Source organism: Rhizobium sp. 268 (genome assembly GCF_036571585.1).
GTDB lineage: Bacteria > Pseudomonadota > Alphaproteobacteria > Rhizobiales > Rhizobiaceae > Rhizobium > Rhizobium redzepovicii.
Map to the genome: position 1 here is coordinate 69,215 of NZ_JAPPSO010000010.1, position 21,052 is coordinate 90,266.

25 protein-coding genes are annotated in these 21,052 nt (G+C 60.8%); 9 read left to right on the forward strand and 16 right to left on the reverse strand.

The features are described 5' to 3' along the window. The first annotated feature begins 17 nt into the window (after nt 1-17). Together OS035_RS20210 and OS035_RS20215 are read left to right on the forward strand one after the other, a co-directional pair. Nucleotides 18-746 (forward strand): SDR family oxidoreductase, encoded by a 729-nt coding sequence (locus OS035_RS20210; protein WP_183779935.1) that lies wholly within the window; start codon nt 18-20, stop codon nt 744-746. Between the two features lie 40 nt (nt 747-786). Next, nucleotides 787-1,551: an SDR family NAD(P)-dependent oxidoreductase gene (locus OS035_RS20215; RefSeq protein ID WP_183779938.1), complete on the forward strand. Its 765-nt coding sequence runs from the start codon at nt 787-789 to the stop codon at nt 1,549-1,551. Nucleotides 1,552-1,593: 42 nt separating this feature from the next. Here OS035_RS20215 and OS035_RS20220 read toward each other — a convergent pair whose 3' ends face one another. Together OS035_RS20220 and OS035_RS20225 are read right to left on the reverse strand one after the other, a co-directional pair. Next, complete coding sequence (locus OS035_RS20220) at nt 1,594-1,989, reverse strand: VOC family protein (protein ID WP_183855735.1); 396 nt, start codon at nt 1,987-1,989, stop codon at nt 1,594-1,596. 77 nt (nt 1,990-2,066) lie between these two features. Continuing rightward, a complete protein-coding gene (locus OS035_RS20225) occupies nt 2,067-2,495 on the reverse strand; it encodes a tautomerase family protein (protein WP_183779944.1) in 429 nt (142 codons plus the stop codon). A gap of 119 nt (nt 2,496-2,614) precedes the next feature. Between OS035_RS20225 and OS035_RS20230 the strand changes: the two genes are divergently transcribed. Then, nucleotides 2,615-3,214, forward strand: coding sequence for a TetR/AcrR family transcriptional regulator (locus OS035_RS20230; protein WP_097626106.1), 600 nt, complete (start codon nt 2,615-2,617; stop codon nt 3,212-3,214). A gap of 98 nt (nt 3,215-3,312) precedes the next feature. Here the strand turns inward: OS035_RS20230 and OS035_RS20235 are convergent, their stop codons facing one another. The 6 genes from OS035_RS20235 to OS035_RS20260 form a co-directional block, all read right to left on the reverse strand. After that, nucleotides 3,313-4,320, reverse strand: coding sequence for a sensor histidine kinase (locus OS035_RS20235; RefSeq protein WP_183779947.1), 1,008 nt, complete (start codon nt 4,318-4,320; stop codon nt 3,313-3,315). After that, nucleotides 4,320-5,024 carry a response regulator gene (locus OS035_RS20240; RefSeq protein ID WP_183779949.1) on the reverse strand — a complete coding sequence of 235 codons (705 nt, stop codon included), beginning with the start codon at nt 5,022-5,024 and terminating at the stop codon, nt 4,320-4,322. Before OS035_RS20240 ends, OS035_RS20235 begins: the two co-directional genes overlap by 1 nt. Then, entirely contained in the window at nt 5,024-6,568 is a 1,545-nt protein-coding gene (locus tag OS035_RS20245; RefSeq protein ID WP_310806168.1) for a DUF4153 domain-containing protein, read from the reverse strand. Before OS035_RS20245 ends, OS035_RS20240 begins: the two co-directional genes overlap by 1 nt. After that, a complete protein-coding gene (locus OS035_RS20250) occupies nt 6,547-6,735 on the reverse strand; it encodes a hypothetical protein (RefSeq protein ID WP_097626110.1) in 189 nt (62 codons plus the stop codon). Before OS035_RS20250 ends, OS035_RS20245 begins: the two co-directional genes overlap by 22 nt. A gap of 274 nt (nt 6,736-7,009) precedes the next feature. Further along, complete coding sequence (locus tag OS035_RS20255; protein WP_064841742.1) at nt 7,010-7,198, reverse strand: hypothetical protein; 189 nt, start codon at nt 7,196-7,198, stop codon at nt 7,010-7,012. 148 nt (nt 7,199-7,346) lie between these two features. Continuing rightward, the gene (locus OS035_RS20260) at nt 7,347-8,054 is read right to left on the reverse strand and encodes an Ig-like domain-containing protein (RefSeq protein ID WP_097626111.1); all 708 of its coding nucleotides are present in this window, start codon (nt 8,052-8,054) and stop codon (nt 7,347-7,349) included. Nucleotides 8,055-8,502: 448 nt separating this feature from the next. On the opposite strand from OS035_RS20260, the gene OS035_RS20265 reads away from it, so the two are divergent. From OS035_RS20265 to OS035_RS20280, 4 genes are all read left to right on the forward strand, one after another. Then, on the forward strand, nt 8,503-8,655 hold the full coding sequence (locus OS035_RS20265; RefSeq protein WP_183855741.1) for a hypothetical protein: 153 nt from the start codon (nt 8,503-8,505) through the stop codon (nt 8,653-8,655). Nucleotides 8,656-8,681: 26 nt separating this feature from the next. Then, nucleotides 8,682-8,915 carry a 30S ribosomal protein S21 gene (gene rpsU / locus OS035_RS20270; RefSeq protein WP_310806169.1) on the forward strand — a complete coding sequence of 78 codons (234 nt, stop codon included), beginning with the start codon at nt 8,682-8,684 and terminating at the stop codon, nt 8,913-8,915. A 73-nt stretch (nt 8,916-8,988) separates the two neighbouring features. After that, the gene (locus OS035_RS20275; RefSeq protein ID WP_310806170.1) at nt 8,989-9,183 is read left to right on the forward strand and encodes a hypothetical protein; all 195 of its coding nucleotides are present in this window, start codon (nt 8,989-8,991) and stop codon (nt 9,181-9,183) included. Between the two features lie 95 nt (nt 9,184-9,278). Further along, nucleotides 9,279-9,758: a pyridoxamine 5'-phosphate oxidase family protein gene (locus OS035_RS20280; protein WP_310806171.1), complete on the forward strand. Its 480-nt coding sequence runs from the start codon at nt 9,279-9,281 to the stop codon at nt 9,756-9,758. Nucleotides 9,759-9,773: 15 nt separating this feature from the next. Here the strand turns inward: OS035_RS20280 and OS035_RS20285 are convergent, their stop codons facing one another. Further along, the gene (locus OS035_RS20285) at nt 9,774-10,685 is read right to left on the reverse strand and encodes a LysR family transcriptional regulator (RefSeq protein ID WP_097626114.1); all 912 of its coding nucleotides are present in this window, start codon (nt 10,683-10,685) and stop codon (nt 9,774-9,776) included. Nucleotides 10,686-10,781: 96 nt separating this feature from the next. Between OS035_RS20285 and OS035_RS20290 the strand changes: the two genes are divergently transcribed. Next, complete coding sequence (locus OS035_RS20290) at nt 10,782-11,657, forward strand: aldo/keto reductase family oxidoreductase (RefSeq protein ID WP_183779962.1); 876 nt, start codon at nt 10,782-10,784, stop codon at nt 11,655-11,657. 121 nt (nt 11,658-11,778) lie between these two features. Here OS035_RS20290 and ppk2 read toward each other — a convergent pair whose 3' ends face one another. The 7 genes from ppk2 to OS035_RS20325 all read right to left on the reverse strand — a co-directional run bounded on the left by ppk2 (nt 11,779) and on the right by OS035_RS20325 (nt 19,740). Beyond that, nucleotides 11,779-12,693 (reverse strand): polyphosphate kinase 2, encoded by a 915-nt coding sequence (ppk2, locus tag OS035_RS20295; protein WP_097626116.1) that lies wholly within the window; start codon nt 12,691-12,693, stop codon nt 11,779-11,781. 109 nt (nt 12,694-12,802) lie between these two features. Then, nucleotides 12,803-14,455, reverse strand: coding sequence for a GMC family oxidoreductase (locus OS035_RS20300; RefSeq protein WP_331813999.1), 1,653 nt, complete (start codon nt 14,453-14,455; stop codon nt 12,803-12,805). Between the two features lie 84 nt (nt 14,456-14,539). Continuing rightward, a complete protein-coding gene (locus OS035_RS20305) occupies nt 14,540-15,622 on the reverse strand; it encodes an ABC transporter ATP-binding protein (RefSeq protein WP_331814000.1) in 1,083 nt (360 codons plus the stop codon). A 7-nt stretch (nt 15,623-15,629) separates the two neighbouring features. Then, nucleotides 15,630-16,514: a carbohydrate ABC transporter permease gene (locus OS035_RS20310; protein WP_331814001.1), complete on the reverse strand. Its 885-nt coding sequence runs from the start codon at nt 16,512-16,514 to the stop codon at nt 15,630-15,632. Further along, nucleotides 16,514-17,401 (reverse strand): carbohydrate ABC transporter permease, encoded by an 888-nt coding sequence (locus tag OS035_RS20315; protein WP_131711150.1) that lies wholly within the window; start codon nt 17,399-17,401, stop codon nt 16,514-16,516. The genes OS035_RS20310 and OS035_RS20315 overlap by 1 nt, the downstream gene beginning before the upstream one ends. Before the next feature lie 92 nt (nt 17,402-17,493). Then, complete coding sequence (locus tag OS035_RS20320) at nt 17,494-18,726, reverse strand: ABC transporter substrate-binding protein (protein ID WP_331814002.1); 1,233 nt, start codon at nt 18,724-18,726, stop codon at nt 17,494-17,496. Between the two features lie 60 nt (nt 18,727-18,786). Then, nucleotides 18,787-19,740 carry a sugar phosphate isomerase/epimerase family protein gene (locus tag OS035_RS20325; protein ID WP_331814003.1) on the reverse strand — a complete coding sequence of 318 codons (954 nt, stop codon included), beginning with the start codon at nt 19,738-19,740 and terminating at the stop codon, nt 18,787-18,789. Between the two features lie 221 nt (nt 19,741-19,961). On the opposite strand from OS035_RS20325, the gene OS035_RS20330 reads away from it, so the two are divergent. Further along, nucleotides 19,962-21,032, forward strand: coding sequence for a LacI family DNA-binding transcriptional regulator (locus OS035_RS20330; protein ID WP_331814004.1), 1,071 nt, complete (start codon nt 19,962-19,964; stop codon nt 21,030-21,032). Nucleotides 21,033-21,052 lie beyond the last annotated feature (20 nt).

Genomic DNA, 21,052 nt, shown 5'->3' on the forward strand with positions numbered 1-21,052 from the left:
GAAAACAGAGGAAGAAAATGGGACAGGATCTGTCTGGAAAAGTCGCGGCCGTCACCGGAGCGGCATCGGGCATCGGCCTGGAATGCGCCAAGGCCTTGCTTGTCGCCGGCGCTCGGGTCGTGCTGGTCGATCGCAATGAGGAGGCCTTAAAGGAAATCTGCTCTGCGCTTGGCGCCAATGCAGTTCCGCTGGTCATCGATCTCACCGACCCGGAAGGTGTGGCGCGGATGATGCCTGAGATCCTGACGAAGGCGGGCCAACTGGATATTTTCCACGCCAATGCCGGCTCCTATATCGGCGGCGAGGTGCTTGGCGGCGATCCCGACGCCTGGGACCGGATGCTCAATCTGAACATCAACGCCGCATTCCGTTCGGTGCATGCCGTCTTGCCGCATATGGTCGAGCGCAAGACCGGGGATATCATCCTAACGAGCTCCGTCGCCGGTCTGGTTCCCGTGGTATGGGAGCCGATCTACACAGCCTCCAAACATGCGGTGCAGGCCTTCGTCCATACGCTGCGGCGGCAGGTGGCGAAGCATGGCCTGCGCGTCGGGGCGGTCGCGCCAGGCCCCGTGGTCACCGCTCTTTTGAGCGATTGGCCGCAGGAGAAGCTGGATGAGGCACTTGCCGCCGGCGGCTTGATGGAGCCGAAGGAAGTGGCCGAAGCGGTGCTCTTCATGCTGACGCGCCCGCGCAACGTCACAATCCGCGATCTCGTCATCCTGCCGCAGAGTACCGACATCTGATGAACGCTCGTCGCTTTCCCAAAACCAGAAAGGGACCACCATGATCTTCGATAGATTTCGCCTGGACGGGCAGGTGGCGCTGGTAACCGGCGGCACGCGCGGCATCGGGCTTGCGATCGCCGAGGCCCTCGGCGAGGCCGGCGCCAAAGTTGTCATCACGGGAAGGGCCCGCAATGCGGCGGCGGTAGATCGGCTCGCCAAGGCCGGTGTCGATTGCGATTTCATCGTCGCCGACCTGATGAAAGACGATGCTGCCGACGCGCTCGTCACGGAGACGCTGTCACGGGCGGGCCGGCTCGACATCCTCGTCAATAATGCCGGCATCGCCATTCATGGCGACAGCGGCGAATTCGCCGATGCCATTTGGCGCGAGATCATGACCGTCAATGTCGACGCTGTCTTCCGCGCCTGCCGCGCGGCACTCGCTCCCATGCGCCGCCAGGGCGGCGGCGCCATCCTCAATATCGGCTCGATTTCGGGCATCGTCTCCAACATTCCTCAGAACCAGGTCGCCTACAACGCCTCCAAGGCGGCGGTTCATATGATGACCAAGAGCCTGGCGAGCGAAGTCGCCGCCGAGAATATCCGCGTCAACGCCATCGCGCCTGGCTATATCGAGACCGATCTGTCGCGCGGCGGGATCGACAACCCCGACTGGTTCCCGACCTGGCGCAACATGACCCCGATGGGACGAGTCGGGCAGCCGGAGGAGGTTGCGGGCGCTGCCCTGTTTCTCTGCTCGGCGGCGGCAAGCTATGTGACCGGCGAAGTGCTTGTCATCGATGGCGGCTATACCACGCGGTGATGAGCGGACACGAGGCGGGAGGGCGCCCGCCGCTGCATATGCTCAAACGAGACAATCGAGCATCCACTGGACGCCAAAACGATCGGTGAGCTTGCCGTAATAGCTCCCCCATGGCTGGACCGCCAGCGGCGTCGTTATCCTGCCGCCTTCGGCCAACTGGGCGAAGAGCTCCTCGGTCCTGTCGCGGTCATCCATGATCAGCATATGGGCGGAGCCTCGCATCGGCTCGGCATCGTGATTGTCGGAGGCGAAGAACAGAATGCCGGGTCCTTCGAAACGCGCATGCATCAGCTTGCCCCTCATGGCTTCGCTGGCAACGGGCATTCCATTTGCGCCCTGACGTTTCAATTGCGTGACCCGGCCAAGCCCGCATTCGGCATAAAAGGCGAGCGCCTCCTCGCAGCCGGTGGAAAAGAACAGATAGTTGGCAAGCTGCATGGGTTGGCTCCGTCGCGCCGCCGGATGGCGGCGCATTGCTGTGTCAGGTTTGAGGTTTCGCACATCCGCCGCCAACGTTACGACGCGGCGGCCGCTTGCTGGATGGCGCCGACGAAGTCGGCATTGCTATAGCTGTCGCCGGCAATTCCCCACGCTCCCTCGGGAGCATAGACGATGTTCGACCATATATGCTCTCGCTTGAGCCGGCCTTCGGCGGCCTGCTCGACGACATCGGCCGCTTTTTCGATAAAGGCCTGCTTCGCTTCAGCGCTCGCCAGCGCGACCTCCGGCAATTTAAGTTCGACGAATGCTGCGGCGATCGGCTTTCCCGCCGCCAGCACGTGCTCGCGCGGCAGCACGTTGATGGTGCCGATGACATTGGCGGTCATGAAGGCGTTGCCGGTCAAACCGGCGACATCAAGCAAAGCGTCCGTCAATCCGGCAAAGGCTTGCGCCTGAGCCTCCGGCGAGAGCAGGCCCTCCGGCACGGTGAGTGTGATAGGCATCCGATATCTCCCTCTTTGAATCGTGACCGTTTCTGATATACCGATCACTCTTTATACATACACACCGGTCACTCTCTTAGCAAGCAATAAAGAGAGATTGCTCTCTAAATGAGGTTTTCATGCGTTACAGCGCCGAACACAAACTGGAAACCCGGGCCCGCGTCATCACAGCCGCGGGCCAGGTCTTCCGCAAGGACGGTTATGGCGGCGCCGGAATCGACGCGCTGACGAAGGCCGCCGGCGTGACGAACGGCGCCTTCTACGGACATTTCAAATCGAAGGCCGAAGCCTTTCGCACGGCCGTGCTGGAGGGGCTCCAAGATCTGCGGCAGGGAATCGCCGCGCTGAAGACCAATCAGCCGAAAGACTGGCTGCCGACATTCGTCAGCTACTATCTCGGTTATAAAAGAACATGCGATTTGGGCGAGAGCTGTGCTCTGCCGAGCCTTTCGCCCGACGTGATGCGCGCGGATGATGAAACGCGAAGCGCCTATACGGCGGAGATCAAACGCCTCGTCGAAGAAGTTGCCGCCGGCCTGCCGGAGCACAAGATGGAGGGCGGATCCGAAACAAGCCGGGAAGATCAGGCGATCCTGCTTCTCGCCACGCTGAGCGGCGGTGTCACCCTTGCGCGCGCCGTTTCCGACCCGGCGCTGTCCGAACGCATTGCAGATATCATCGCGCAGGCGGCGTTGACGGCAATAAAACCGCACAACTGATCCGCCTACTTACGAGCCTGCGGTCGGCATCAGGTCCAGAAGGTCAACGTGGGAACAATCTTCAGGCACAAGTGAACCTCTTCCCAATCATAAGGGAATTACACGGGTATGGTGATTTCGAACTCGGCGCCTGCGCCGGCCGTCTGCAGCAGGCGGATCGTACCGCCATGGGCGCTCAGCATGGCGCGAACGATGCCGAGACCCATGCCGGTGCCGCCTTGTTCGCGGCGGGTTGAAAAGAACGGCTGAAAGATACGTTGGCGATTTGCCTCGGAAACACCGCCGCCGTCGTCACGGACTAAGATAACGGTTGCCCGGGCATCCGCCGACACGCTCAGTTCCAACAGCGTGGCGCCTTGCTGAAGGGCATTCTCGGCGAGATTGGCAAAGACGATACCGGCTGCTTCCCGGGGAAGAGCAACCGATGTCTCCGTATCGCCTTTCCCGGAAATATAAAGGGCGGGGAATTGCCCGCGCAGTGCGGGCAGGATATCCGAGATGTTGCTTTCGCCCTCGGCTACCGGGGTTTCCGCTTGCGCAAGTTCTCTCAGCCGCTGCAACAGCGCATCGAGCCGGGCTGCATCGGCGACGATATTATCGAGAAAGTGTAAACGCTGCGCTTTCGTCATCGGCCTTTCGGCATCGTCGTCGCGCAAAAGCTCCGCTGCACCGCGAATGGCCGTCAGCGGCGATTTCAGTTCGTGGGAGACATGTGCCGCGAATGAGCCGACATATTCGGTGCGATCGACCAGTTTTCCGGCGAGATCGAGGAAGCTTTGCGACAACACTGCGATCTCGCGCGTTCCGTAGCTTTCGAGCGGCCGGATTGCTCCCTTGCCGCCGCGGGCAATCTCTTCCGTGCGGGCGATCAAGGCGTCGATCGGGCCGGTGATGGTGCGCGTCAGCACATAGGCAATAGCGAGCGTCAGCATGGCGACAACCGCGAGAGCGACGATTTCCGCCGGCGCCATCCGGTTCGAACTCGCCTCGACCGCGCGAAACCAGATGACGATTAGGATCGGCAACGCCATGACGGCGAGAAGTACGACATAGACGATCAGCGCCAGCGTCGGGCGCCATTTCGTCCTGACTTTCGGTGCCGGCATCAGGCCTTCCTCCCGCTTTCACTGCCGAGTTTGAAGCCGATGCCGTGAACCGTCGCGATGATCCCCTGGCCGCCCGCCGCCAGGAACTTGGCCCTGATGTTGCGGATATGGCTGTCGATCGTGCGGTCGGCGACGTAGGTTCCGGCGCCATAGGCCGCCTCCATCAGTCGTTCGCGGCTAAAGACCATGTCGGGGCGTGACAACAATGCGTCCAGGATGGCGAATTCGAGCACCGTCATCGAAATGGCGCTGTCCCCGAACATGACCGTCCTGCCTAGGCGATCCAGGCTGAGCTCGCCGGCGACAAAGATGGCGCGGCGCCTCTCAGGCTCCGCTTCGTTGCCGCTGCGCTTCAAGATCGCCTTGACCCTGGCAACGAGTTCGCGCGGGCTGAACGGCTTGGTGACGTAGTCGTCACCGCCGATTTCCAAACCCAGCACTCTGTCGATCTCCTCGTCGCGCGCGGAAAGAAACAGGATCGGCAATCCCGATGTCTTGCGGATCTGGCGGCAGACCTCAAGACCATCCATATCCGGCATGCCGATATCGAGAATGATCAGATCGATGCTGCCGCGGCGGAAGGCCGCCATCGCCTCGGTGCCGTTGCGAACGGCCGTCGATATCAGACCGGCACGCTCAAGAGCGAAACAGATCACATCGCGGATGTGAGGTTCGTCATCGACGACAAGAATGCGGGGCGCCATCAGCGGTCCTGTGTTGGTTTGTCCTGCTTGTTGTCATCGTTCTCGTTCTCTCTTGCAATGGCTGCAGGAGATAGAAGATAGGTCTCCAGCCGTGCAGACCGAAAGGTCCAGCTCCGCCAGTCGCGCGGCTGCATCTCAAAATGCCTGACGAGGTAAAAGCGAGCGGTCACCGCTTTGCTTCTTTGGTCGATCAGGTGGCTCGGCAGCTTCTGGAGATAGAGATCGAGCGCCGGAATGACGGAGGGACCGAGCGAGGAGAGATAAGAGAGGTCGAGCGGCAGACCTTCCTGGCTGATCTCCTGGCTGTGGGCGACATTGAAACGGGCGATGAATGCCGAAAAATCGACGAAGGAACTGATGTAGAGAACCAAAAGCAGGGAGGCAAGATTCGCAGCGACCAGCCACTCATTGGATCGGTTGAGCAGAATGCGCAGCAGGATTAAGACAAGGCCGATGGCGACGATACCCATCCAGAGACCGGCGGCGACACGCAGTTCTGTCAGCGAATAGACCTCGACATAAAGTCCAAGCCGCAGCATCGAAGACAGGCAGAGCAGGACATTCTGGCCGATCCAGGCTTGAACGAGGCCGCGGATCAGCGCGCTATGATCACCGGGCCCGCCGCGCCGCATGGCGACGAGGACGAAAGCTGCGGCAAGAAGTGCTGTGGCAATCAGCGGATAGGCGCCGCGATGGGCATATTCGGCATGGCTCATGTGCTCGGGCAGATCTGCGCCGCCCCAGAGATAGACGAGATCGAGAAGCGTCTGCACGGCAAAGATCGCGTTGAACAGGATGAGCGACCGCAGCAGCGAAGCATGACCGAACGGCGCATTCCTGGTGGGCACGATCATGAACGGCCGGCCGGCCGGCGGCCTCTTGGCGCGACGCTCCAGGCGCGGCCGCAACATCGCCCAGACGACAACGGCTGTTATCATCCAGAAGCCGATCCGCCAAAGATCGAAAAACTGCAGCAGAACGGCAAAATCAATACTGCGTAGCGCGATTTCAATAAGCGGGTTCGCAGTTGCAAAGAGGGATACGAAGACCGCCGCGAGGATGAGCGGCATGATCCAGAGGCCGACGCCCTGTCGGACCATGGTGAAAGAGAAACGTTTTCCCGGTGTCGCAAGAGACTTCCTGATATCTTCGGCAAGCCGCAGGGGAATGACGAGGGCGAAACGGAAGAATACGAGGGGCAGGGCGGGCAGGCGGCGGGGGAGGAGCCTGGCGCTGATGAGCGCAACCGACATTAGCGCGCCGAGGCAAAGGGCAACACCAGTCAGCGAAGGCGATTCCACTAGGGGCGCCGACGCCAGAATCGAAAAGCTGAGCAGGAACGCCGCCATCGAAAGCCGAGGTCTCCTCCTGGCCGAAAGCAGAATGCCCGCGAAGACGGCGAGCGCGAAAAGGAAAAGGTTTATCCCGAGTTCCCGGCCAAAAATCAGAAAATCCGCAAATCCCACCAGCGCAAGCAGCGCGACAGTTCGGCCGCTGCCGCGTCTGGTTGGCATCGGTTCTGTCAAAGTATTGGCTGTATCCATTGCTGTTCCTCTTGCGGATGCTGCGTTTCGATCACGATGAGCCTGCTTCCCAACCTCGCCGCGGCAGGCGAGTCTTGAGGCTCCTGTGCAAGCCACCACCCGTCATTGCGCAGGCGTTCCGGCAAAGCTGGGGATGGGTCGCCCGGCTGGATGTCGTTCGTGCTCATGGCGGAAACATCCCGCGCCGGATTGCAGATTTTGTGCAGAGGGTGAGGAGCAATTCAGGAATCTTCGGGGACGTGAAGATACGGAAAGGCTCACGGCCGATCGTGAAGACGCCTTGTCATTCGCGCTTGTCGGCAGGCGCTGCCCATCCGCGTGGGATGGCGCCGTGCCTTTTCAGCATGCGGAGTCGCGGGCGTTACCCCGTCACGCAATGTCTGACAGCCTCGTTCGCCGACGAGTTAGCTGTGCCAGAAGATGAAAGGGAATAGACAAGGCTCATCTGAACCGTGGTGCGCGCTTGGCATTGTGAAGCAGTTCGCAGGCTGTCGCGAATGGCCCGAAAAGTTTGAGCAACAGCGCCTGTTCCTCGGCGTCTATCCGATGGCGAGCGCAGAACTCGGTTACCGACCAGACTTTCGTCAGATCATCGGTCTCAATTTGCTTGGGTTCGATGTGTTCGGTCAAGGGCGTGTCCTCCGAACTTCGAGACTACGCTTCCACGGCATTTATAAGAACTAGCTAAAAAGAGTTAGGCCCAGCCGAATAGGCCAAGTATACGAAAACGCCCGCCGATTGCACGGCGGGCGTCATGTCACAAGACTATCGCAACTGATCAGGCGATATGAGCGTCGGTGCCGGTGATGTTGAGCGTCACCTTGGCAGTGTCCGTGTGGCCTTCGCCGTCGGAGATCTTGTAGTAACGGAGAACTTCCGTGTAGGTCTGACCGTCATTCAGATCCGTGTTCAGGTCGTAGGTGAACGTGCCGTCCGACTTGACATGGAACGTGCCGTAGGTCCCGGCAACGTCGGTTACAGCGTCGGCAGTGCCGTCTACCTTGGTGGTCAGGAACTGGCGGAGGAACATCTTGCCGTTGTCGCCGGCAATGTCGTTATCCAGAACGTTGCCACCAATGGCATGGCCTTCGGTGAAGTTGTAGACATCATCAACCGCGATCGGCTTGACCTGGGTTACGCCCTGAATGTTCAAGGTGAACAGGCCGACGTCGGTATGACCGCTGCCGTCGGAGATCTTGTAGGAAACCTTTTCCTGGTACGATTCGCCGTTGGCGAAGCCGATCTTGGCAGCATCGCTCAGGACATAGGTGTAGCTACCGTCCGGCTTGACGAAGAACGTGCCGTAGTCGCCATGGATCTCGGTGATCTGGCTGTTGCCGCTCTTGGCGCCAACGGTCTCGCCGTCGAAGGCGCGCAGGAACAGGTGGCCGTTATCGGATGAATCGTTGGAAAGCAGATTCCCGGAAATTACGTCAGTTTCTAGAAATGTTGCACTATCATCGGTTGCGTGTATCGGCGAAGCCATCGCTCTCTCCTTAAATTATTATGGCGGGTCAGTTTTGACCTCAGCAAGCGGCCCCTTTAACAACCTATTAATACTGCAAGTCAATAGGTTATTTAATGAAAGGTTAATGTCATCACCGATACAGGCGTTGCTTAATTTCTGGGCGAATAATTTCGTTTTCACGCCAAATTGAAGAAAATTCGAGCGAATCTATACCCGGCTAACTTGAACATCGGCAACGAATATATCTAAGGGTGATTCCAGGCCCTGAAACCGAACGATCCGGCTCAGCTGTTGCAATTGCACGCCACGCCAACTATTTTAGGGCCAAAGTGGAACTCGAAGCCGTCGCGGGCTTAGGAACGGGACGCTTGTACATCGGCTGAATCGGCGCACGCCCTTGAGGCAGCGCGGTGGTCAAATCCAAAACAATCGATGAAGCCGGCAATGGCCGGTAAAGGATTTCTTTTTGATCAATACCAATACAGCCACCGCGATTGCGGCGGTGAACTCGCGTGAGGGTGACGAGACCGTTCGCCGCGCTGCCAAGACTTGGAGGCCATTTCCATGCCTTCTCACCCGCCGTGAATTGCAGGCGCTCATCGCCGAGCAGCTCGGTTAAGCGTCCCTTACATCGGAGAATTCGAAATGCAGGTAGTTGTCAGAGACAACAATGTCGATCAGGCCCTCAGGGTCTTGAAAAAGAAAATGCAGCGCGAAGGCCTGTTCCGCGAAATGAAGGAACGGCGCGCCTATGAGAAACCTTCCGAACGGCGCGTCAGGGAAAAGGCGCAGGCGATCAGCCGGCAGCGTAAGGCGGCACGCAAGCAGCTGCAGCGCGAAGGCCTGATCGCCAAGCCGAGGCGGACGGCCGCCCGTTAGAGCAATTCCAGCCAAAGAGCGTACGACCGGCTTGCCGAGCTTCGACGGTTGCATTCCCTGGAAAGGACAGACAATGGACGAATTGAATAGCCTCACCGTTTCAGAAGAACGCCTCGAGGATTGCCGCGATGTCGTGGAGCCGGATCTGCAGGATCTCATCCAACGCGCACTGATCTCAGGCTTTTCCCGCGAGGAAATTCTCATCGCCGTCAGCGAACTGGTCGCTGAAGACTTCGCATTGGTCATGGAAACCCCAAGCGTGCACTGAGAAACAAGCGCAGGGACGGTGGCAGTGGTCGAGTTTGCGGAACATTGGCCACGGCAAATGGTTACTTCGTCTCCTCTTGCCAAATGGAGATGACGATGGCCGAGCATAACGATGCGACGCGGGTATGGGAACTGATCGACAGAATAGGGTTTTGCATGCTGACGACCCGCAGCGGTGACGATCTGCGTGCCCGCCCGATGTCCGCCTATAGCGCGCAGCTCGAGAACGCGGTCTATTTTCTGACCGATGTGGCCAGCCACAAGGACGATGAGATCGCCCGCTGGCCAAATGTGTGCCTCGCCTTTGCCGATACCAAGGGGCAGAAATACGTTTCTCTGTCGGGCACGGCCGAGGTGCAGAACGACCGCGAAAAGATCAGGGAATTATGGGCGACGCCGGCCAAGGCGTGGTGGGACAATCCCGACGATCCTTCCATCCGCATCCTCAAGATGATCCCGTCTTCGGCCGAATACTGGGACAGTCCAGGCACGATCATCAGCTATATCAAGATGGCCGCCGCAGCGGTCTCGAACAGCAAGCCCGATATGGGCGACAATGCCGAGGTCCAGCTTTGACGGATCCAGCGCTGTTCAAGCCTGCCTGTTCGAGGCCTTGACGAAATCGATAAATGCCCTGAGCGGCGCCGGCACCAGTCGCCGTCCGGGGTAATAGAGAAACGGCCCGGAAAAGCGCTGCCACCAGGGTTCCAGGATGGGCTCGAGGGCGCCGGTGTCGAGGTGTGGGCGCAGCCAGTCCTCGAATACGCAAATGATTCCGGTGCCCGAGATCGCTGCGTCGACGGTCAGATCGGTCGCCCCGCCGACCCTGACGATCAACGGTCCTGACGGTTCGACCCGCACCACCTCACCGTCTCGCTCGAACTCCCATGGCGTCGTCAGCGCGCCGCTGGCAAAACGGCCCAGCAGGCAGGCATGGCCGAGCAGTTCGCTCGGATGCTGCGGCCGGCCATGGCGGTCGAGATAGACAGGCGAAGCTGCGGTGGCGAAGCGCTGGACACGCGGCCCGATCGGCACGGCGATCATATCCTGCTCCAGCCGTTCGTCGTAGCGGATGCCGGCATCGCACCCGGCAGCGAGCACATCGACGAAACTCTCCTCGGTGATCACCTCAAGGCGAATGTCGGGATAGGCTTCGAGGAACGGCGGAACGATGGCGGGCAGCACCAGCCGCGCCGCGCTGACCGGTACATTGAGCCGCAGCGAGCCGGCCGGCCGGTCGCGAAATCCGTTGACCACGTCGAGCGCAGACTCCACCTCGGTCAGCGCAGGGCCGAGCCGCTCCAGCAAGCCTCTACCCGCTTCGGTCGGAACGACGCTGCGTGTCGTGCGGTTGAAGAGCCTGACGCCGAGCTCGGCCTCCAGCCGACGCACCGCCTCGCTGAGGAAGGAAGCACTGCCGCCGCTTACACGCGCGCCCTCGCGAAAACCACCGGCCCGCGCCACCGCAACGAAGGCATTGAGATCGCCCAAATCGACTTTCACTGTTCGCCACTCCGCACAGCCTGTGCGGATTGTAGCGAATTATCAGGCGCGCCGACAACGCCTATCTTGGCGTCATCTCTTGAAAGGAGTGAGGTCATGTCCATCATCGATCAATCCGGAACCTTCAAACTCGGCGACCGCAACGTGAAGCGGCTCGGCTACGGAGCCATGCAGCTTGCCGGGCCAGGCGTCTTTGGCCCGCCCAGGGATCATGGCGCGGCCTTGGCCGTGTTGCGCGAGGCGGTTGAGAGCGGCGTAGACCACATCGACACCAGCGATTTTTATGGTCCGCACGTCACCAACCAGATCATCCGTGAAGCGCTCCATCCTTATCGTGACGACCTTGTCATCGTCACCAAGCTCGGCGCACGACGCGGCACGGATGGATCATGGAACCCTGCCTTTTCGCCGGAAGAACTGACGGCGGCGGTCCACGACAATCTTCGTAATTTAGGGCTTGAGGTGCTTGACGTCGTCAACCTCAGAATCATGTTCGACGTTCATGGCCCCGCGGAAGGCTCGATAGAAGCACCCCTGACGGTGCTTGCCGATCTCCAGCGGCAGGGCTTGGTCCGTCACGTGGGCTTAAGCAACGCCACATCGAAGCAGATCGCCGAAGGGCGCGGGATCACCGAGATTGTCTGCGTGCAGAACCAGTACAATCTTGCGCATCGGGCCGACGATCGCCTGATCGACGAACTCGCCCGCGATGGCACCGCTTATGTGCCCTTCTTCCCGCTCGGCGGCTTCACCCCGCTGCAGTCGTCCACCCTGTCCGATGTCGCCGCACGCCTTGATGCCACGCCCATGCAAGTGGCACTCGCCTGGCTGCTACGCCGCGCGCCGCACATCCTGCTGATTCCCGGCACCTCGTCCGTTGGCCATCTGAGGGAGAACCTCGCCGCTGCCGCGCTCGTTCTGCCGGATGAGACTATCGACGAACTCAACCAAATCGGAAACATCGCCGCCTGATCTTCTAAGGCCGCGCACTATCGCTGCACCACGCTCACACGTGGGATAGCGATAGCCGAAACTTCGGCGAAGCTGGAGTCCGCTCGTCATCTGCGACCGTGAAGGCCGGTAGAGTTATGCCTCAATATCGCTCCGGCACGTGCATTTCAGGCGGAACCGGCGCCCTGTTATAGTCGGCGTGGCGGATACGATCCGGCAGCTCGATATCCGGTTTCGGAACATCCTCGTAAGGGATCTGTTCGAGCAGATGGGCGATGCAGTTCAATCGCGCCCGTTTTTTGTCCACCGCCTGCACCACCCACCAGGGTGCATCCTTGCTGTGGGTGCGCGCCAGCATTTCTTCCTTGGCCTTGGTATATTCCTCCCAGTGGACACGGCTTTCCATATCCATCGGTGAAAGTTTCCACTGCTTCAGCGGATCGTGGATGCGCATCTTGAAGCGGAATTCCTGCTCCTCATCGGTGATCGAAAACCAGTATTTGATCAGCACGATGCCGGAGCGGACCAGCATCCGTTCGAATTCAGGCACCGAGCGGAAGAACTCCTCGAGTTCTTCCGGGGTGCAGAACCCCATGACGCGCTCGACGCCGGCGCGATTGTACCAGCTGCGGTCGAAGAGCACGATCTCGCCAGCGGTTGGGAGATGCGGGACGTAACGCTGGAAATACCATTGATGGCGCTCCCGCTCGGTCGGGGCGGGCAGCGCGACGGTGCGGCAGACGCGCGGATTGAGCCTCTGGGTGACGCGCTTGATCGCGCCGCCCTTGCCGGCCGAATCCCGGCCCTCGAAAAGCACGACGACCTTCAGCTTCTTGTGCTGCACCCAATCCTGCAGCCGCACCAGTTCGTGCTGCAGCCGGAAGAGTTCGCGGAAATAGATCTTTCGCTCGAGCGTCTGCTCGGCCGGTTCCGACATTCCCTCGGCGACCAGATCGTCCAGCCGGTCCTCCTCCATCTGCATTTCCAGCTCCTCATCGAAGCTGTCGGCGATTTCGGCCTTTATCCGGCTGAGCTGGTCCTGATGTGATTGCGACATGGTTTTTCCCTTCCTGCTTTTGTTGACAGGAGCATGTCAGTGCGAAGGTGATATGACGACCACTGATCGAGCTGAAACGGTTACCCCCGCCTCTCGTTCCAAGCGCGCCTTAATGCTGCTCCGCCCGGTACCGGTCGGCCAGGTTTCGGCAGGCGCGGATCGTCAGGGCCATGACGGTGAGCGTCGTGCCGGCGATGCCACTGCCGGGAAAGGCGCTGGCGTCGGTGACGATGAGGTTCGGGGCATCCCAGACCTGGTTGAAAGGGTTGAGCACCGACACGTCCGGGCTTTCGCCCATGCGGGCACCGCCGGTTTCGTGGATTGCCGCACCCATGCACATGGTCTTGCGAAACCATGTGCGAAACATGAAGCGGCTGAAAGCATCGGCGTCGGGGAAAGCGCCCTTGCCCATTTCCTTGAGGCCGGTTGGCGAGCCGATGAATTCGAGTTCTCCGCCGACCTCGCTCACCATGGCGATCAGCGTCTCCTCCTGCAGGCGAAGCAGCGCCTGCTCCTCCGCCTGCATGACGCAGCGGATATGCGGCACGGGAATGTTCCAGGCGTCCTTGCGCCTGCCATCGAGGGTGATGCGATTGTCGGCATGGGGCAGCATTCGGCCGAAGCCGAAGAAGGCGAGACGCGCATCGGCATCTCCCGAAACCGGCGCCCGGCCGACGCTGCCCTGGTAGTCGAAATCGCCGCGGGCGGCATCACCCTCGCCGAAGCGGGGGATGAAGATCCCGCCCGATGGATTGTAGAACGGGTCGGCCGGAGCGGATTCATCCTGCGCCCAGCCCTTCGCCTTCGAAAAGGTGCCGAAGGCGAGGCAGGGAAGCTGGTCCATGAAATAGCGGCCGAGGACGCCCGAGCTGTTTCCGAGCCCGTCAGGATGTCTTGCCGAAACCGAATTGAGCAGCAGCCGCACGCTCTCGATCGGCGATGCGGAAAGAACCACCGTTGCGGCACGGGCAGTCGAAACATGACCCGTATTGCGATCGATGAATTCCGCGCCGGTGGCGCGGCCGGTTTTCTCGTCGGTGGTGATGCGGCGAACGACGGCGTCGTAGCGGACGGTCAGCCGGCCGGTGGCCTTGGCGTCCCTGAGCGGTCGCGGCATGCGTTCGGCGTCCGGCGCAATGTAGCGCCAGGAGACGACGTGCCTCTCCGGCCAGCGGCTTTCGACCGCCTGCTTGAAGATCTGCTCGGCGGGCGTCAGGCCTGCCGGTTTGGCATAGATGCCATCCGGCAGGCTCGGCACATCATCCTTGTTGCCGTAAAGCCCGAGATAGGTTTCCACCTCGTCGTAAAAAGGCGTGAGCTCGTCATAGGAGACCGGCCAGTCCACACCCTTTCCAGAGCGCGACCGGATCTTGAAATCGTCGTCGGTCCAGCGCAGCAGCACGCGGCCGAAACTGTGAAGACGCCCGCCGCCCTGGCGGCCGCGGATCCACAGGAAAGGCTCGCCCTTCGGCGTCGTATAGGGATTCTTGCGGTCGTTGACGAAGAAATGGCTGAAGCGCTCGGTAAAAAAAGCCGCCCGCGCCTGGATCGGTTGGCCCTTGATCGTGGCGCGGGCGCGCTCCCAGATATTGATGCTGCTGGCGGGCGCCTTCTTGCGTGCAGGGTCGAAATCTTGAGGCCCGACGGCAGGACCTGCCTCCAGAAGGAGCACGGATAGTCCTTGCGCCGTCAGTTCCTTGACCGCGAAAGAACCCGCCGCGCCGGAGCCGATCACCAGCGCATCATAGACGATCTCAGACATGTCTTTCCAAATCCTGTCCTGGAGCAATTGCTCAAATCGGCGCGCAGCGCGCCGGCAATTGCGAGAAAACAAAGGCGCGGCGCATCAGAGCCGCGATCCATCGGCGCCGAAGAGCGACGCCTTGGCGATATCGAGCCCGGGAGCCACGGCGTCGCCCGGCTGCAGATCCACGTCGCCGATGAGTCTCAGCGAGAGGCTTTGATCGGCCCAGTCGAACCAGACGACCGCATCCGACCCCATCGGCTCGACGACGGAAACGCGGCCGGGAATGGTGGGCAGGCGGCTTGTCGCCCCGTCGAGCACGAGGTGTTCGGGGCGAAAGCCGAGTGTTGCCGGTCCTTCCGCCGCCCCCGCGCTAAAGGCATAGCCGGAGAGCTCGACGGCGAGCCCTTTGCTCCGGAAGAGCGGCGAGGCGCCGCTGCGCTCGATCCGGCCTTCGACGAAATTCATCGCCGGCGCGCCGATGAAGCCGGCGACGAAGAGATTGGCCGGACGGCGATAGATCTCGGCCGGCGAAGCGAGCTGTTGGATCAGACCGTCGCGCATGATGGCGATGCGGTCGGCAAGCGTCAGCGCCTCCACCTGGTCATGGGTCACGTAGATCATGGTGTTGCCGAGGCGCTGATGCAGCTTCTTGATCTCGACGCGCAATTCGTTGCGCAGCTTGGCGTCGAGGTTCGACAGCGGTTCGTCGAAGAGGAAGACATCGACTTCCCGCACCAGCGCCCGGCCGATGGCGACACGCTGGCGCTGGCCGCCGGACAGCTCCGCTGGGCGCCTGTCGAGCAGCGCTTGGAGATGGAGGAGGGCGGCCGTTCGGGCGACACGGGCTTCGATCTCGGCTTTCGGCAGACCGGCGACACGAAGGCCGAAGGAGAGGTTCTTGCGGACCGACATGCGCGGGTAAAGCGCATAGGACTGAAAGACCATGCCGATGCCGCGGTCCTTCGGTTCTTCCCAGCTGACGTTCTTGCCTGAGATCCACACCTCGCCTGATGTAATGTCCTGGAGGCCGGCAATTGCGCTCAGAAGCGTTGACTTGCCGCAGCCGGAAGGGCCTAGCAGCACCAGGAATTCCTGCGGGGCGATATCGATCGATAGCTTCTCGATGACCGTATGGTCGCCATAGGCGATCTTCAGGTCCTTGACGGAAACGGCAGATTGCATGGAAACGTTACCCCTTGACTGCGCCAGCGGCGATGCCGCGCACGAACCAGCGGCCGGATAGGAAATAGATGGCGAGCGGAACGATGGCGGTGAGGATCGTCGCCGCCATGTTCACGTTGTAGGTCCGCTCGCCCATCGTGGTATTGACGATATTGTTGAGCTGCACCGTCATCGGCAGGTTGTCACGCCCGGCAAAAACCAGACCGAGCAGGAAGTCGTTCCAGATGCCGGTGAACTGCAGCATGGAGACAACAACCACCATCGGCACGGCGATCGGCAGCATGATCTCGAAAAAGATGCGCCAGAAGCCGGCGCCATCCACGCGCGCCGCCTTGCAGAGTTCCTCCGGCACGCTGACGAAATAATTGCGGAAAAGCAGCGTCACCAGCGGCAGACCGAAGATGACATGCACGAGAATGATGCCGGCGAGCGAATTGTAGAGATCGATATTCGCCATCACCCGGACCATCGGGTAGAGGAAGATCTGATAGGGGATGAGACCGCCGGCCATCAGCAGACCGAAGAGCAGGTTTGCCCCGCGCGGCCGCCAGAGCGACAGCGCATAGCCGTTGACGGCGCCGATAAAGACCGAGAGTGCGACTGCGGGAATGGTGATCGCCACCGAATTCCAGAAGCCGCTTCGAATGCCGACGCAGACGGTTCCCATGCAGGCGCCCGACCAGGCGGTCGCCCAGGCGGAGAAATCGAGCGTCGCCGGCAGGGCAAAGATCTGACCGAGCCGGATTTCGTCCATCGATTTCAGCGAGGTGACGACCATCGTATAGAGCGGCAGAAGGAAGAAAAGTGCGGCAACGACCAGGAAGGCATAGAGGCCGATGCGCCCGGCCGTCAGGCGCGCCGGTTTCGGGCCGTTCGGATGGGGACCGGCCATCACGCGGCTCCCTTTGCTCTGGCGCGCATATGTATCGCGTAGCGGAACGGAGCGACGGCGATGATGACGCCGAGGACAAGTACTGTTGCGCCGGCTGTGGCGAGGCCGAGATTCTGGCGCCCGAACAGATTGTCCATAATGAATTTTGCCGGCACTTCCGTCGCATTGCCGGGACCGCCATTCGTCATTGCGACGACGATGTCGTAGGTCTTGATTACGCCCATGGCGAGCAGCATGCCGGCAGCGGCCAGCGCCGGCCCGAGCTGCGGCAGGATGATCGAGGTGTAGATGCGCCAGACGGGAATGCCGTCGATGCGCGCCGCCTTCCATTGCTCGGCCTCGATGCTGCGCATGCCGGCAAGCGCGATGACCATCACCAGCCCCGCACCCTGCCATACGCCGGCAAGCACGAGCGCATAGATCGCCATGTCGCGATTGACCACCCAGTCGAGGACGAAGCTTTCCCAACCGAGCGACCGCACGCTCGCCTGGATGCCGAGCGTCGGATTGAGCATCCATTGCCAGATCAGCCCGGTCACCACGAAGGACATGGCATAGGGATATAGAAATATGGTTCTGAAGGCGCTTTCGAAGCGGATCTTTCGATCCAGCGCCGCGGCCAGCAGAAAGCCGAGCAACAGGCAGCCTGCGACGTAGAGCACGCCGAAGATCAACACGTTTTGCAGCGATGCTAGCCACTTGGCGGAAGAGAACAGCTTCGAATACTGGGCAAATCCGACATAGGTCGAGGATGGAAAAAGCGTCGAGTTGGTGAAGGACAGGCGGATCGACCAGGCCATGGTGCCAATGAAGACCGCGACCGCGGCGAACCAAGTCGGCAGCAGGGCGATCGTGGCGGAGAGATTGAGTTTGCGTTTGATGGACATCGGCCAGCTCGTTGACGGAAAGCGGGGCACACCGCGCGAGGCAGGGGTGGCGGCCGCGGCGCCGGGATCAGGCCGACGCCGCCAGCACTATTCTACTCGAAGACGGCGAAGAAATTCTCAGCCGCAGAGGCCGCATCGTTCGAGCCACCGCTCCAGTATTCGTCGACGAAATCGTCGAGCGCGCCGACCTGCTGAGGTGTCAGCACGATTGCCTGATCCGGGACGATCGCGCCGGAAGCCATGAGCTCGACACCCTTCTGGGCGCAGACATCAAGCTTCGACTTGTCGACATCGGTGCGCATTGGAACCGAGCCCTTCTTCAAAGCGAACTGGACCTGGACGGCGGGATCCATGACGACTTCGGCGAGAAGTTTCTGCGCCTTGTCGGTCGCGGCATTGCCGGTCTTCGGGAACCAGAGGGAATCGGCGATATACACCATGCCCTTGGACTCCGGCACGATCATGCAGCCGTAATCTTTGCCCGGTTCCTTGCCGGCAACGGTGAATTCGCCCTTTGCCCAGTCGCCCATGAACTGGACGCCGGCCTTGGCGGTGATCAGCATGGCTGTTGCGTCGTTCCAGTTGCGGCCGGCAGCCCCGGCATCGACATAGCCGCGCAGCTTGCCGAGAATTTCGAGGGTCTTCTTGACGCCGTCAATGGAGGCCTGGCTTTTGTCCTTGTCGACATAGATCTTCAGGAAGCCGTCGATCCCGACCTGCGAGAGCAGGATCATGTTGAAGACCTTGGTCTGCTGCCAGGGCTGGCCGCCCCAGGCAACGGGAACGATGCCGGCAGCCTTCAGCTTGTCGAAGTCGTCGAAGAACTCGTCCCAGGTTTTGGGCTCCTCGGCGATGCCGGCCTTGCCGAAGGCTTCCTTTGAATAAAAGACCCAGCTCTCGCCGTGGGCGCCGGTCGGCGCGAGATAGACCTTGCCGTCGTAAGAGATGAGATCATGGATCGATTTCGGCAGGACATCGGTCCATTTGCCGGCAGCGGCGACATCGTCGATCGGGTTGAACAGTCCCTGGCCGACGAAATCCGCAGCGGCGAGACCGATGACACCCTGCTTGGCGCCGGGTGCGTCACCGGCGACAATACGGTTCTGGAACGCCGCATCGGCGGCGCCGAAGCCGGCGATCGAGGAATCCTTCCAGACGCCGCCGCGCTTTTCGAATTCGGTCTTGATGACGTTGAGGGCTGCCGCTTCGCCGCCCGACGTCCAGGACGACATGATCTCGATTGTTGGCTTGTCCTCAGCATGCGCCGAAGCGAAGAGATCGGCGAATACCACACCGGCAAGAAAAAGCTTCATCATGGTCTTCATTGTTCCACCTCTTGAAAATGCCCTCTTTGCGGGGCGTTCGTTGTCTTCAGGATTGTCTTGTCAGCGATAGATCGGCAGGAGCGCCTGCCGGACGAGCGTTAGCCCATTGGCGATGTCGCGGACCGGATCCGGCGCGGCATCGAGTTCGAGGATCGCCCAACCTTCATAGGCCCGGTCGCGCAGCAGTCGGATCCAGGCCGGCCAGTCGACCCGACCGAGGCCGAAGTCGCAGAAATAGGGACGGTGGCGATCGTGGATATGCTTGTCGATCGGCGTGTCGGCGGGCATGGGGCCGATCGCATCCTTCCAATGGGCGATGATCATCCGCTCGTGATGGCGATCGACGAGTTGAACGAGATCGGCACCGGCAACGATGATATGGGCCGTGTCCGGGCACATATGCACATAGGCCGAGTCGGTCAGAAGCATCATCAGGTCGACGTCACGCGCGGCGGCAAAGATCGAATGCGCCTCGGTATGCAGCGCCAGCCGCACGCCCCTGGCGTAGAGGATAGCTCCGAGCCGGTTCAGAAAATCGGCAATCAACTTGGCGCGGTCGAAATCATGAAACTGTACAGGTTGGGCACCGAGCGTCTGGCGTAAGGGCGCGCCGATCACCATGATGTCGCTGCCGCAGGCTTTCAGGAAGTCGGCATAGCGTTCCGCCTTGTCGATCAGCGCGCGCTGAGCCGCGGGGTCGGCAAAATCACCCGCCGCCTCCAATTCCGCGAAGAAGCCGCTGCAGAGCGTCAAGCCGCGTTTTTCCAGCTCGGCCGCGAAAGCGTCGACCGAACCATAGGTCTTGATCGCATCCTGCCAGTTGAAGGGAGAAAAAGTGAGTTCGACCCCGGTGACGCCGGAGGCCTGGACGCTGTCGAGGATCTTGTTCCAGAAGGGGCGCGGTTCGGCGCGCGCATAGGCGACGATCGCATCATCGCTATCGACGCCCCAGAAGCCGGGATGAAAGAACGTCACGAGATCGACGCCGAAGTGCAGCCTGTCGCCAGTCGCCATAATTTGTCCATTCTCGAGGCACGACTCATCGGCGTGCGGAACAGCAGTCCCGCATCCAATAAGTGATGGGTTTTCAACGCATTAAGAAATGGCAATCGTTTGCCATTTGAGGATGATAGCCAAGCTGATCTTTTTGGCAAGCGATTTTTGGCAAACGTTTGCTATCGACCATAGCCTGTCTTAAAGTTGCAAATCGAAGCATCCGAGAGAAAGAAATAAACGTGAATAAAAACAAGGATGTGGTCAGCGAGGATCAATCGGGCGCATTGATGGCCGATGTCGCGCGGCTCGCCGGCGTTGCGATATCGACGGTCAGCCGTGCGCTCGCCAAGCCGGGGCGGGTTAACGAAAAGACCCGCGCCAAGATCAACGCCGCGGCCAAGCAACTCGGCTATACGCCGAATGCGATGGCGCGCGGCCTCAGGGTCGGCAAATCCAACATCATCATGATCATTCTGCCCGGATCGCTTTATTACGGCGTCTCACAGATCATTCCGCAGGTCCTGCAGAGCATCAACAAATCGCTGATCCAAGGTGGCTACAATCTGATGATCGCCAACCTCGATCGTGATGAGATTTCCGAGCGGCACATTCTCGATCTCGCCTTCGGCGGCAGCGTCCGCGGCGCCATCATTCTGTCGTCGAAGCTTCCCGAGGTCGACGGGCGCTCGCTGGCAAATTCCGGCCTGCCGATCGTGTCGATGCTGCTCGACATGAGCGATGCGGGCCTGCAGAGCGTCGTGACCAATGACCGCGAAGCTGTGCGCGATGTCACGGCCGAACTGATCCGGCTGGGCCATCGGCGGTTTTTCTATCTTGCAGGACCTGAAGGCAATTATCACGACGTCGAGCGCTATGGCGGGGTGCTCGAGGCGCTTGAGGCAGCCGGCTTACCGAAGGAGTCCGTGCATCGCTCGGGTGGTCGCCTCGATTATCAGCACGGTTTCGATATCGGCGTGCAGGCGGCAGACGATTTCGCGGAGTTGGCTGAAAAACCGACGGCGGTCATCGCCACCAGCGACGACATGGCCATTTCATTCGTCAGCTGCATCAAGCGCGCAGGTTTGAGCATTCCCGACGATCTATCCGTCGTCTCCTTCGACGGCTCCCCGGTCTGCGAATTCTCCGCGCCGCCGCTCTCGACGATCGAGCAGCCGGTGGAAGAGATGGGCCGCGCCGCGGTGGAACTCCTGCTCGACGCCATTGGCCAAAAGCAAAACCCGGTCTCGGTGCGCACCATCATCCGCAGCAAGCTTATCCTGCGGGAAAGCATCGCCCCTCCGAAGAGCTGACGCGGCAACACCGGCTGTGT